Annotated in this window: 14 protein-coding genes, 2 tRNA genes, 1 riboswitch and 1 other annotated feature; of the genes, 13 read left to right on the top strand and 3 right to left on the bottom strand. The window is 45.2% G+C overall.

What is annotated here, in order from left to right; translation table 11 throughout:
- The first annotated feature begins 177 nt into the window (after positions 1–177).
- The 4 genes from QTL79_RS10480 to QTL79_RS10465 all read left to right on the top strand — a co-directional run bounded on the left by QTL79_RS10480 (position 178) and on the right by QTL79_RS10465 (position 3,240).
- The gene (locus QTL79_RS10480) at positions 178–312 is read left to right on the top strand and encodes a hypothetical protein (protein WP_346354925.1); all 135 of its coding nucleotides are present in this window, start codon (positions 178–180) and stop codon (positions 310–312) included.
- Between the two features lie 98 nt (positions 313–410).
- Positions 411–1,082: a nitrite/sulfite reductase domain-containing protein gene (locus QTL79_RS10475; protein ID WP_346354924.1), complete on the top strand. Its 672-nt coding sequence runs from the start codon at positions 411–413 to the stop codon at positions 1,080–1,082.
- 65 nt (positions 1,083–1,147) lie between these two features.
- Positions 1,148–2,368 carry a hydantoinase/carbamoylase family amidase gene (locus QTL79_RS10470; protein ID WP_346354923.1) on the top strand — a complete coding sequence of 407 codons (1,221 nt, stop codon included), beginning with the start codon at positions 1,148–1,150 and terminating at the stop codon, positions 2,366–2,368.
- A gap of 57 nt (positions 2,369–2,425) precedes the next feature.
- A riboswitch (cyclic di-AMP (ydaO/yuaA leader) is annotated at positions 2,426–2,567 on the top strand.
- Positions 2,568–2,577: 10 nt separating this feature from the next.
- Positions 2,578–3,240, top strand: a complete 663-nt coding sequence (locus QTL79_RS10465; RefSeq protein ID WP_346354922.1) for a 3D domain-containing protein — start codon at positions 2,578–2,580, stop codon at positions 3,238–3,240.
- 125 nt (positions 3,241–3,365) lie between these two features.
- Here the strand turns inward: QTL79_RS10465 and QTL79_RS10460 are convergent.
- Positions 3,366–3,442, bottom strand: a tRNA-Val gene (locus tag QTL79_RS10460).
- Positions 3,443–3,603: 161 nt separating this feature from the next.
- Positions 3,604–3,680: transfer RNA gene (locus tag QTL79_RS10455), tRNA-Val, on the bottom strand.
- A 181-nt stretch (positions 3,681–3,861) separates the two neighbouring features.
- Here QTL79_RS10455 and QTL79_RS10450 point away from each other — a divergent pair.
- The 4 genes from QTL79_RS10450 (at position 3,862) to QTL79_RS10435 (ending at position 7,017) form a co-directional block, all read left to right on the top strand.
- A complete protein-coding gene (locus QTL79_RS10450) occupies positions 3,862–4,491 on the top strand; it encodes a histidine phosphatase family protein (protein WP_346354921.1) in 630 nt (209 codons plus the stop codon).
- A 105-nt stretch (positions 4,492–4,596) separates the two neighbouring features.
- Positions 4,597–5,847 carry a multicopper oxidase family protein gene (locus QTL79_RS10445; protein ID WP_346354920.1) on the top strand — a complete coding sequence of 417 codons (1,251 nt, stop codon included), beginning with the start codon at positions 4,597–4,599 and terminating at the stop codon, positions 5,845–5,847.
- 14 nt (positions 5,848–5,861) lie between these two features.
- Positions 5,862–6,668 carry a GGDEF domain-containing protein gene (locus QTL79_RS10440; RefSeq protein WP_346354919.1) on the top strand — a complete coding sequence of 269 codons (807 nt, stop codon included), beginning with the start codon at positions 5,862–5,864 and terminating at the stop codon, positions 6,666–6,668.
- 37 nt (positions 6,669–6,705) lie between these two features.
- A complete protein-coding gene (locus QTL79_RS10435) occupies positions 6,706–7,017 on the top strand; it encodes a hypothetical protein (RefSeq protein WP_346354918.1) in 312 nt (103 codons plus the stop codon).
- A gap of 47 nt (positions 7,018–7,064) precedes the next feature.
- Here QTL79_RS10435 and QTL79_RS10430 read toward each other — a convergent pair whose 3' ends face one another.
- Positions 7,065–7,589 (bottom strand): ferritin-like domain-containing protein, encoded by a 525-nt coding sequence (locus tag QTL79_RS10430; protein ID WP_346354917.1) that lies wholly within the window; start codon positions 7,587–7,589, stop codon positions 7,065–7,067.
- A gap of 183 nt (positions 7,590–7,772) precedes the next feature.
- Here QTL79_RS10430 and QTL79_RS10425 point away from each other — a divergent pair, with 183 nt between their 5' ends.
- The 5 genes from QTL79_RS10425 to rpmI all read left to right on the top strand — a co-directional run bounded on the left by QTL79_RS10425 (position 7,773) and on the right by rpmI (position 12,389).
- Positions 7,773–8,675 carry a TIGR01777 family oxidoreductase gene (locus QTL79_RS10425; RefSeq protein ID WP_346354916.1) on the top strand — a complete coding sequence of 301 codons (903 nt, stop codon included), beginning with the start codon at positions 7,773–7,775 and terminating at the stop codon, positions 8,673–8,675.
- 202 nt (positions 8,676–8,877) lie between these two features.
- Positions 8,878–9,210 (top strand): GRAM domain-containing protein, encoded by a 333-nt coding sequence (locus QTL79_RS10420; RefSeq protein ID WP_346354915.1) that lies wholly within the window; start codon positions 8,878–8,880, stop codon positions 9,208–9,210.
- A gap of 342 nt (positions 9,211–9,552) precedes the next feature.
- Positions 9,553–11,469, top strand: coding sequence for a threonine--tRNA ligase (gene thrS / locus QTL79_RS10415; RefSeq protein ID WP_346354914.1), 1,917 nt, complete (start codon positions 9,553–9,555; stop codon positions 11,467–11,469).
- Positions 11,470–11,509: 40 nt separating this feature from the next.
- Positions 11,510–11,625, top strand: a sequence feature (ribosomal protein L20 leader region).
- Positions 11,626–11,666: 41 nt separating this feature from the next.
- A complete protein-coding gene (infC, locus tag QTL79_RS10410; protein ID WP_346354913.1) occupies positions 11,667–12,176 on the top strand; it encodes a translation initiation factor IF-3 in 510 nt (169 codons plus the stop codon).
- 15 nt (positions 12,177–12,191) lie between these two features.
- Entirely contained in the window at positions 12,192–12,389 is a 198-nt protein-coding gene (rpmI, locus tag QTL79_RS10405; RefSeq protein ID WP_346354912.1) for a 50S ribosomal protein L35, read from the top strand.
- Positions 12,390–12,424 lie beyond the last annotated feature (35 nt).

The following is a 12,424-nucleotide window of genomic DNA, read 5'->3' as shown; positions in this document are numbered from 1 at the left end:
CGAAAAACCGTCTCAAAAGAGTTATATCGATTGAGGCGGTTTTTCCTATTCGCTTTTTTACTAAGCGAAGTAGATAAACGAAATAATAGTTTTGTTTTTAGTTGTTGCAGGATCTTTCAGAGGAAATGGTAAATTAAACTAGGCATAGAGGTCTGAAAGAAAAGGAGGAACGATCAGATGGCAAAAGCAATTGGAAAAAGAGCGATACAGAGAAGTGAAGTGGATAAAGTCAATCGTACGGCGATGATGATTGGCGGCTGTGTTGCAGGAGCCATTTTGGTGGTCGTTATACTATCTTTCCTCACGATATGAAGCGATAACTAATAGATAACAATTATTGACGAAGCAAAAACAATTTGATACAATTATTTTTGTTATAGTTTTAGAGGATGAGAGATGGAGGTTTGGTTATGGAAATTAAAAAGGATTTATTAGAAAAAGGGGCTATACTGCAGCGGGACAAAAAAACATTTGCGATTGCGCCGCATATCCCGGGCGGTATCATCTTAGATTCCAATGTGTTAAGAAAAATTGCTGATGTTGCTGATAAGTATAATGCGAAAGCGTTAAAAGTCACTAGTGCGCAAAGAATTGCCATTGTGGGGATCGAAGAAGCGCAAATTGATGCAGCGTGGGCAGAACTAGATATGGATAAGGGAAGTGCGATTGGTTTATGTGTACGAAGCGTTAAGATTTGTCCGGCAACTCATTTTTGCAAACGGGCACAACAAGATGCCGTAACATTGGGTCTAGCTCTTGACGAACGGTATCATGGCATGGCACTGCCGTCAAAATTTAAAATTGGCGTATCCGGCTGCATGAATTCCTGCAGTGAAAATGCGATCAAAGATCTTGGGCTGATGGGAACACCAAAGGGTTATAGCATTTTTATCGGCGGCAATGCCGGCGTGAAACCACGACTTGCGGATCGTCTCATGGATGCTGTGCCTCAGGAAGAAGTTATAGCAGTTGTAGATAAGATTGTTGATTATTACAAGAAAAACGCTAAGACAAATGAACGAATGGGAATGATGATTGAGCGGCTCGGATTTGAATCTGTGAAAGCGGCAATCCTCGGTTGAGTTAAAAGGCAAAACAGCAGAGCTTGTTTTGCCTTTTTGCAAACTGATAAGAAAGGGTGACGGAGATGGCTGGAGAATGGCTTTGGATTGAACGTGAATTGAAAAAGTTAGCTGAATTTAGTGTAGGCAACAAAGGAATCAGCCGGCTTGCTTTTTCGCCCGAAGAGAAAGCGGCTCGTCTTCATATTGAATCACTCATGCAAGAAATTGGCATGCAGACGCGTGTGGATGCAGCAGGAAATTTGATTGGCAGATTGGAAGGGCGCGATAGTGGTGCTGCGGTAGTTGCGACCGGTTCGCACTTGGACACGGTTCCAGAGGGGGGCAGACTGGATGGGGTGCTAGGGGTGCTGTGTTCGCTTGCCGCAGTTAAGGCTGCTGCTAAGCAAGGTGAGCTGCGTCATCCGGTAGAATTGATCGTGTTTTCCGGTGAAGAGCCTAGTCGTTTTGGCCTCGAGGCCATTGGCTGTAAAGCGATGGTTGGACTTGCGGATCCTGGAAATTGGCAAAAATTGAAAGATGAGACAGGTACAAATCTGAAAAATGCTTTTGAAGAATTTGAATTAGCGTGGGTGGATATTCCGAACGCAACACGAAGTAAAGGTGAAATTAAAGCGTTTTTAGAAGTGAATATAGAACAGGGCGGTATTCTTGAAAAGGTTGGCATGTCATTAGGGATGGTTGAAGAAGGCGTAGCGCCGATTCGATTTAAAATTGTGGTAGAGGGTTTGGCAGCTCATACTGGCGTTACGCCGGTAGAGGAACGTCAAGATGCGTTGGTGACGTCGGCAAAGATGATTCTCGCCGTGCAGGAAATTGCACAAGAACACTCGGGAGAAGGAATTATTGCAACAATCGGGCAGCTGAAGGTTTCTCCTGGTGCAATCAATGTGGTTCCAGGACAGGTTGAAATGTGGGCGGAAATATGCGGGCGAAATGGCGAAAGTGTTATTGAATGTTTGCAGGAGGTCAAAGATGCAATTAGTACGATCGCCGAGGAAGAAGAGACGACTGTGTGCATTGAAATGTTGTCGGCAGATCGAGCGGTGCGATTATCCGAAACAATTATTGAATTGATAGAGGATTTATGCCAGGTCAAAGGAATTAGATGCAAACGACTTGAAAATGCTTCCGGGAAAAATGCGATGCATATGGCGCGGATTTGTAGTGCGGGCTTATTGGTCTTGCCCGTTAGAGGAACCATTAATGAACAACTGGTGGAGTCTTCAGAAATTGAAAATGCTGTTGAAGTGATGACGGAAGCGTTGATGAGGCTGGCGCAATAATTGTTTAAGAGAAAGTCGTCGGGTTGATTTTTGACTTGTGAAAAAATATATAGTAAAATATTGAATACGCCGAATCCTATGATAAGGTACGGGGGAACCAATAATTGGGGTGAATTCGCATCGCGAAAGGGCAAATTTCTACTACTTCTCTTTAGCCCGAACCCGTCAGCTAACTCCGGAGGCGATAAAGAAAGAGAGGTGTGTTTCTGTTGAAAAAAAACGCCTATCTCAGTATGCTTGCTGCATGTTTGGTGCTAACGGTTTCGACTTCCGCTGATGCGGCTTCTTCCACATCACAAGTAAAAGCGGCAGCTGTTGGGAAAACATCAACGGTGCAAGCGCAACCGACAGTTGTGGATGACGGTACTGTTCGTTTGGGGATGCGGGGAGAAGAAGTTAAAATTGTTCAGCGCCTTTTAGCGGAAATGGGATTTTACGTTGGAGATATTGATGGTATTTTTGGCAATGGCACGCTGCAAGCGGTGCGAGATTTTCAAACGGTCCATAACCTGATTGCGGATGGCGTTGTTGGCAAAGAAACATTGGCAACAATGAAACGGAGCGAGGCCTCGGGTATTTCAACGAGCCGGTTCAGCCGCTCGTTGACTATGAGTGCTTCAGCGTATTCGCGCTTTGATGCGGGAAATTCGGATTATACTTGCCGCGGTAACTTGCTGCGCAAAGGTTTAGTAGCGGTTGATCCTAATGTTATTCCGCTTGGGACGAGATTGTATATTCCTGGTTATGGCTATGCTATTGCGGACGATACTGGTGGAGCGATTCGAGGCAATAAAATTGATCTGGCTTTTGATAGTCATGAAGAAGCGATTCAATTTGGGCGACAACGAATTACCGTGAATATTTTGGATTAAGAAGATAAAAATAAAAAATGCGCAATGGAATTTCAATTCCATTGCGCATTTTTTATCAGAAACAGGATTTGCAAAAGAAAAGCGCTACGTAGCCAAGAGAGCTGCGTAGCGCTTGTTTTATAAAATGGTGGGGTTAGGCGGACTCGAACCGCAGACCTCTTCGATGTCAACGAAGCGCTCTAACCAACTGAGCTATAACCCCTTGAACGAGATTAATTATATTACGGTAAACAAAAAAAGTCAATGCCTTTTTTGAAAGTTTTATTGAAAGACCTTCCGTTTATCGAGTTATGCTTGTTCCAGCAAATGAAAAAAATAAAAACGCAACATGACTGTCGTAGCATGCGGCGTCTATCTTGAAGATGGTGGGGTTAGGCGGACTCGAACCGCAGACCTCTTCGATGTCAACGAAGCGCTCTAACCAACTGAGCTATAACCCCTTAGCAAGATTAATTATATTACGGTAAACTTAAAAGTCAATCTTTTTCTTAGGGAAAGAACGAGTCTGCAAGAATAAAAAGAGGTAAAATTCTGATTTTAAGCGAAAGTAATTGGTAGTATCATCTATGAATCATATAGTTTGCAGTGCATTTGCGCCAAGTGCGTGAGGAAGGAAGTGCTATGATGACAACGATATTATTGGTGCGTCATTGTGAAGCGGATCATCATGTCAATGGATTGACTGGCGGTTGGACAGATACCCATCTCACAGAACGCGGCAAGAGGCAGGCGGAAGCTGTTGCTTCAAGAATTGCTGCGCTGTGGAGTGGTGAGCCTTTTTCACTCTACACAAGTGATTTGCATAGAGCGAAAGAGACTGCGGATGCCATCGCCAATCGATGCAAAGTGAAAGCGATTTCAACGATTGCGCTGCGAGAAATGAATAATGGCAAAGCGGCCGGTTTGACAGAAAAAGAGGCGCATCGGATTGCGAATCAGACTACCGATCATGATCTGCTTGATTGGCGACATTATCCGGGGAGTGAAACCTGGCGCGAGTTTAACCGCCGGGTTGAAGAATTTCTTGACGAAATTGAAAATTGTCAAAATAATCGTATGGTAATTGTTGCACATCGTGGAACGTTAATCAATGTCGTGATCTGGTGGCTCGCATATCGGCTTGACGAGCATAAAAAGCTACCTGTTTCGTTGACGGCGGCGCCAGGCTCAATGTCGCTCTTAAGCTGCAATAAATGGGGCGAAAAGACGATTGAATATATGAATGATTTCAGCCATATTAGAGGTCTTTAGTTGAAGAAGGTCTGTCAGATCTGTTTGGTTATTGTACCGAGTAGACGGAGTATGCGTCCGAATTTGTAAGCGGAAAAGATCAAAAGACAAATGGGAGGTGCGGTTATGAAAAAGGCGGCAGCCATTCTTGTCTGCTGGCTTGGAATATGTGGGGCGGGATTTGCGGAGTCAATTGCCAATCTGGATATGACCAATGTAGAAAAGGATCTTGGCAATGGTTCGCGCGTCTTCTGGTTATACGGCAACACATTGCCAGGACCGACCATTGTTTGCAAAGTAGGTGAAAGCATAACGATCCGTGGTGTGAATGGTCTTACAGGGCATAGTAATATTCATTGGCATGGCCTGTCTATTCCCAACAATCAGGACGGCATGATGAAAAATATCATCGCAGGGGAACGTTTTTCTTTCGAATTCACCCCAGAAGAAGCGGGTACCTACTGGTACCATAGCTTTAAAAATCCGATGGCGCAGCAAATGGAAATGGGACTCTACGGAGCTTTTATTGTAAAACGAGCGGAAGATGATAATTACCAAGGCGACCATACTTTTATTATTGGCAAGCATTATGGCGTTATGCCGAGCAGCAGCCATAACCCAAATGGCATTGGGTTGCTGATTAATGGACAAGCGGCGAATGGCGTCACGCCTTTGATGGTAAAGACGGGAGATGTGCAAAAGGTTCGCTTTATTAATGCAATGACGGAGGGCGCACTTTCAATAAAAATGACGGGGCATTTGTTTCGCGTCACGCACATGGATGGATATGGCGTGTTTAAACCGTATGAAACAGGCGGATTTGAATTGTGGCCAGGTGAACGAATTGACGCTGAAATCAAAATGGAGGGAAAAGCCGGCGAACGTTATGAGTTGCAGTTGAATGATCGGACGATTATTCCTATTCTTTATGAAAAAGGCGGCAATAGCTCTGCGGCTTATGTCTATGTTCCAGAATCAATGCCGGATTGGTTGAAGAATCTTAGTGAGAAAAATGATTATACGTTAACGTTTGCCGAAGGTCTAGGGGAAGGAATGCGTCAATGGAACGTCAATGGAAAATCATTTCCTGATACCGACCTGAATAAAATCAATGTAGGCCAAGTGGTGCGCCTGCGCCTTTGGAATACGGATGCGACGGCTACACATGTGATCCACATACAGGGAACACATTTTTTAATCGTGGGCGAAAATGGCCGTACAAAAGAACCAGTCAGTTGGAAGGATACGGTTGCGATTCCGTCTGCGACCTACATAGATGTGGCTTTTGTCATGAAGGCGAAAGGCGATTGGATGGTGTACTGCCAGGAGGCCAAACATGCTGACGGTGGGATGATTACCGTACTGCGGGCTAATTAGTAAGGAGGCGTAGTATGCGGCGGATAGTTGCTGGGCCGTTACTGGTGACAGTGAATTGTATATTGACGATTGTGGCCGTCGCAGTTGACATCAAGTTTGAGCAACGTTTGAACGTGCTCTTGCTATTGGCGCTTCCGATAGCTTGCGTCAGTTGGTATGGATCGCAGAAACAAGCGGAATATGCCCTCTTATTCGTTGTTGGTTGGAGCGTTTATTGGGGGATCGGCGGCGACTGGATCGCATGGGTAAATCGCGTACTTGAAACCATTTCCATTGCGGCGATTTGGTATTGCGTTCGAGAGCTGCGTCTCTCGCTTGAACGAGGGAAGATATCGCGCCAGACCGATGAGATCACAGAGGTCCTGACACGGCGCTACTTTTTGCAGAAACTGTCGGAAGAAATGGAGCGGAGCAGGCGATATCAACGCTCGTTGACGGTGGTCAATTTTGATATCAGTAATTTTCATGAAGTGAATGAAGCGGGTGGTCAGGCGGAAGGTGACAAGGTGCTGAGAATGGTTGCTACGACGGTACGTGATCACTTAAGATTTGGTGATTGCATTGGAAGAATCGGCGCGGATGAGTTTGCTATATTGCTGCCGGAAACGGATAATGAGGCAAGCGAATATGTTATTCAAAAAATGAAACAGTTATTGGCAAAAGAGGCTCGAAAAAATTATTGGCCCATTGGTTTTTCGTTTGGTGCAATTACTTTCGGCGTAGCGCCGTCGTCAATCGAAGAAGTGCTTGATGCGCTTGATGAAGTAATGGCGTATGCAAAAAAAGATGGGAAGAATCATGTCCGTCATGATAAAATGTAATAATGGTTTATTATTTGACGAACAAGGAGATCATACTATGGATGAAAAACAAAAACTGATTCAATTAATAGAAGGACTCCCGGAAGCAAAACTTGCTGGTGCGCTACGCGCAATTCGAAAAATAGCAGGAGCGCAGCAAGACTGCGTAGAGACAGAAACGGAGAACGTTCTGCCGTTGCAGGAATTACTAACCGGGATGGTATATTCTCTTTCCAACACCCTATACGATCTGTCGATCGATGCGGAACGTAAAGGGGAAAAAGTCATGGCAAAACGACTTGAAGCCTATCGGAAAAAGGTTGCTGAAACTTGGGATCGCTATAAGGCTGTAAAACCAAATGAGAAGTAAAAACGAAAGGCTGTCGCAAACAATTGAGTTTGCAACAGCCTTTCGTTTCAAAACGGAGAAAAACCCATCTGAGACCAAAAAAAATGTTGGAGTGATTCGTATTGTGCCTGGATGATAGTTTGATGCTCAGATTCCCATTCTGCCAGTAATTGAAGTGTCTTTTTTCCCTCGGGGTCCTGAATTGTGGTGATTGCTTTCTTATAGAAATTGTGCAAATCTCCTTCGATGACCAACGCCATGCGTAAAGCTGCCAAATCGCTGCTGCGCTCGCTGAGCGGTAAGGTTGGCTCTGCTCCCTCGCCAGACTCATGGCGGTAAAAGATTTCATAAGAAGTTACGTTCTGAGTAAATTGTTCATTGGAAATGGCTGGTTTTTTCCAGGCGCCTTGTTCTTTGAGGCTCTGGATTTGTTCCGAGATATAGTTTTGGTGCATCGTTTCCCAGTCGGCAAGTTCAGTAAACATGGCTTTGGCATCGGCGTGGCTGACTTTTTTTGCCGCATCGCGAAAAAAAGTTTCGCCGGATTTTTCCATGGACAGAGCAAATTCAAGAATTGCTAACGCTTGCTGCATGGCAGATACCTCCTAAAAATGTCTTTTCCTTTACTTTGATTTTTCACCATGAGAAGTAAAAGTCCTGCTGAGGAATCTGTCTTTATTTATTATGCAGGAAAAATTATTAGAAAAAAAGAAGAGGTTCGTAAGCGTGTAACTGATTCGGGGGGGATTACAATAAATCCCGAGGAGGCGAGTGTGGTGAAAATATTAATCGCTGGTGGCAGCGGATTTCTAGGCAAGGCTTTGGCTGCGCAGTTAACGGAGCAAAATCATGAAGTGGTCATACTGTCTCGCCGTTGCGGCAGCCTACGGGAAAGTTGTGTAAATTGGGGAAGTTTGGATGAGTTGTTTCTTTCGAACCTGGATGGTGTGATCAATTTGGCAGGGGAAAATATTGCCTCAGGTCGGTGGACGATGAGAAAAAAAGCAGCAATTGCAGCTAGTCGTGTCGAGACGACACAGACAATTGTGCGTTTGATGCGGCGGGCATACGATGAGTATGGTCGACAACCGAAGTGGCTAATCAATGCATCTGCAATCGGCTATTATGGTACGGACTTAGAGAAGACGTTTGACGAAAGTGATTCATATAGCCGTGATTTTTTAGCGGAGGTTTGCCGAAAATGGGAAGGAATTGCTCTGCAAGCGGAAGAAATTGGCGTGCGTGTCGTTGTTTTGCGTTTCGGTCATATTTTGGCTTCGGATGGTGGTTTTTTGGCTCGAATGGAACAGCCTTTTCGCTATCATGTCGGCGGTTATATCGGTTCAGGACGTCAATGGGTTTCGTGGATTCACCGTAATGATTTAGTGGCGATGGTGTTAACGGCCCTGGAAGATGATTCTTGGTATGGCGTATACAATGCATGTGCGCCAGAACCGGTGCGCATGGCTGAAATGAGCGAATTGATTGGGCTGGCCTTAGGTCGAAAAAGCTGGACGCGTTTGCCTGAGTGGATTCTGCGTCTGCTTTTTGGAGAACTAGCTGAAGATGTGTTACTGAAAGGGCAACGTGTTTTACCGGTTCGGGCACAGAAGAATGGGTTTATCTTTCGTTTTCCGAAACTGAGTGATGCGTTGGCCTTCATTCATAAGAGTAAGTAAAGAAGGTGAAATTATTGGCAGTATCACTCCCGTTAGCTAAAATTCTGAGCGGACAGGGAAAATTTACGGAGAAATTATTTTGCTGGATAAAATAGAATGATATAATTCAGATGAAGGTTTTGCACAACATGTTTTTGCCGTTGAGAGTTATCATTGAGAGACAACGCTTTCGGAACTGTTATTATGAAGGGACGAGAATTTGATGTATCAATTTCCGCTGGAAGAAAGTGAACGAATATTGCGCAAAAGTTTGGCGAGTATGACTACGGAAGGGGATTCTTTCAATGGCGCAATATATTTGACAAATGAACGGATTGTATTTGTTGGCTATCTGCTCGAGATTACGAATAAATATCTGGAGGAAGTGCCTCTTGAACATATTGAAGCAATCGCTCCAGCTACCTCTTTGTGGCTAATTCCAAATGCGATTGTGCTGAAAACGATACGCGGTCGGAGTCTGAAATTTGTCGTTGGCGGCCGAGATGCGTGGTTAAATGAAATTAAGCTGCAGCAGCGAAATATCGGCGTAAGATGATTGACTTTGTTGACAATCGTGATATATTATTAGAAAGAAGTAGATAATACTAGGTGATGATGAGGAATTGGCGGAAGAAAGATCACGCAGCAGAGAGAAATGCCAGGGCTGAAAGCATTTTGCGCATCGATCGCTTCTTGTTACCCCCTTGGAGCTGCGATCCGAAGGAGATGTCAGGCATCTTTGCGTAGGAGTTGCCGGTTTTGCCGACCGTTATCCTGTGCCGACTGAGGGGAGCTGAAATATCGGCTCAACTAGGGTGGAACCGCGGAATACACTTCCGTCCCTTTCGAGGGATGGGAGTGTTTTTAATTTTTATTAACTGAAAGGGGCGAGTTGATTATGGCGGGCAGTGTGAAAGTAACGTTGAAAGATGGTAGTGTGCGTGAGGTTTTATCCGGCACAACATTAGCGGAATTGGCATCAAGCATCAGCCGTAGCTTGGGAAAAGCTGTTTTGGCTGCGGGGATAAATGGTGAAATTAAGGATTTGAGCGATACGTTGACGGAGGATGTTTCGGTAGCTTTCTACACGTTTGAAGATGAAGAAGGGCGGCATGCATTTCGGCACACATCGTCGCACGTTCTTGCTCAAGCGGTAAAGCGTCTTTTCCCAGAGGCGAAATTTGCCATCGGGCCTGCGATTGCCAATGGTTACTATTATGACATTGATGTTCCGGAACCGTTTAAGCCGGAAGATTTAGCAAAAATCCAAAAAGAGATGGAGAAAATTGTTAAAGAAGATCTACCGCTTGTACGCAGTCAAGTCAGTCGTCAAGAGGCGCTAGACCTGTTTGCTGCGCAGGGGGAAATCTATAAAGTTGAGATCATTCAAGATTTGCCGGAAGATGCGGTGATTACGCTGTACCGTCAAGGGGAATTTCTGGATCTGTGTGCGGGGCCTCATTTGCCGTCGACCGGGAAAATCAAAGCGATTCAATTGCAGAGTTTAGCAGGGGCGTATTGGCGCGGTGATGAAAAACGAAAAATGTTGCAACGCGTTTATGGGACTTCGTTTGAAAAGAAAACAGAACTCGATGCTTATTTGCTGATGCTGGAAGAGGCGGCTAAGCGCGACCATCGGAAGCTGGGGCGTGAATTGGATCTTTTTAGTATCCAGGAAGAGGGGCCGGGATTCCCGTTCTTTCATCCGAAAGGTATGGTGGTTCGCAATGAGCTGGAAGCGTTCTGGCGTACGATTCATTTCAAATATGACTACCAGGAGATTAAGACGCCGATTATTTTGCATCAAAAATTGTGGCAGCAATCGGGACATTGGGATCATTATCGGGAAAACATGTATTTCACGTCGATTGATGACGAAGGGTATGCGGTAAAACCGATGAATTGTCCTGGCGGCATTCTTGTATATCGTAGCCAGCACCATAGCTATCGCGATTTTCCGCTCAGAACGGCGGAACTTGGACTCGTGCATCGGCATGAGATTTCCGGTGCGTTGCATGGTCTGATGCGAGTACGCAGCTTTACGCAGGATGATGCGCATATTTTCCTGCTGCCGTCGCAGATCAAGGCGGAAATCCAACGAACAATCGGCCTATTTAAGGAAGTATATAGCGTATTCGGCCTCTCCTATCATGCGGAACTGAGCACGAAGCCGGAAAAAGCGATGGGCGCGCAGGAAATTTGGGATTTAACGACCAATGCGTTGAAAGAAGCGATGGATGAGATTGAAATGCCGTACCGTATCAATGAGGGAGACGGCGCGTTCTATGGTCCGAAGATCGACTTTCATCTGAAGGATTCAATCGGTCGTACTTGGCAGTGCGGCACGATTCAACTCGACATGCAGATGCCGGAAAAATTCGACCTCACTTATGTCGGCGAAGACGGTCTTAAACATCGACCGGTTATGATCCATCGCGTCGTGTACGGAAGCATCGAGCGCTTCATCGGCATCCTGATCGAGCATTATGCGGGAGCTTTCCCGGTCTGGTTGGCTCCGGTTCAGGTCAAGATTTTGCCAATCACTGCGCGTCAGGCCGAGTATGCCGAAAAGCTAGCGGCCAGCATGAAGGAGCAATTCGTTCGTGTGGAAGTGGACAGTCGCAATGAAAAAATCGGCTATAAAATCAGGGAAGCGCAAATGGCTAAGATTCCGTATGTGCTTGTCGTTGGCGATAAGGAAATGGAATCGGGTCAGGTGGCGGTACGCAAACGTGGTGAAGGCGACTTGGGCGCGACGACGGTTGAATCGTTTATGCGTCAATTAAAGACTGATGTTGCGGAAAAAAAGATTTGAAAATCGCTTGACTTGTCAAATGGGAGCTAGTATAATTACTTATGCAAAGTAGAAGCCATCCGCTTCTCACCGCATGGCAGATTTGTCGATGTGGTCATTCAAAGAGTTGATATTCTTTGGTGCGGGTGGACTTTCCATCCGCACTTTTATTTTGTCGTAAAAGATATTGGAGGTGAAGGGCAATTAGCAAAGACAGCTTGAAGCTTAACGAGGAAATCCGCGCTAAAGAAGTTCGGGTTAACAGCAGTACCAACGAACAATTGGGCGTCATGCCGCTGAAGGAAGCTCTACGGTTAGCGATGGAGCAGAACATGGACTTGGTAGAAGTTGCACCTACTGCAAAACCGCCGGTCTGCCGTATTATGGATTATGGAAAATTCAAGTATGAGCAACAAAAGAGGGACAAAGAGGTCAAGAAAAAACAACGCACTGTCGTTGTTAAAGAAGTAAAGGTTCGTCCCAATATTGAAGATCATGACTATGAAGTTAAGTTTAAGAATGCGGTTCGCTTTCTTGAAGATGGCGATAAGGTCAAACTGACTGTCATGTTCCGGGGGCGTGAAGTTTCTCATCCTGAGTTAGGCAAGAAGGTGCTCGACCGTATGGCGGCTCAACTGAAGGGCATGGATATGGTTATTGTTGAACGTGAGGCCAAGCTAGAGGGTAAGAACATGATTATGATATTGTCACCTAAGGTGCATAATTAGAAAGGGGATCATCTAATGCCTAAAATGAAGACACGCAGAGCAGCTGCTAAACGTTTCAAAGTTACCGGTAGCGGTGAATTCAAACGTTCTAAAGCCTTTAAGAAGCACATTCTGGAGAAAAAATCTCCTGCCCGTAAGCGCAACCTGCGCAAAGCTGGATTGGTTAGCAAGTCTGACCATGAAAGAGTAACCAAAATGCTTCCTTATGCATAAATAAGGTCGTCATTTAGATTCGAAAATATATTTAA

It is taken from the genome of Azotosporobacter soli (genome assembly GCF_030542965.1).
Lineage (GTDB): Bacteria > Bacillota > Negativicutes > SG130 > SG130 > Azotosporobacter > Azotosporobacter soli.
Note: the sequence above shows the minus strand (reverse complement) of the source record. Positions and strands in the feature narration are given on the sequence as shown.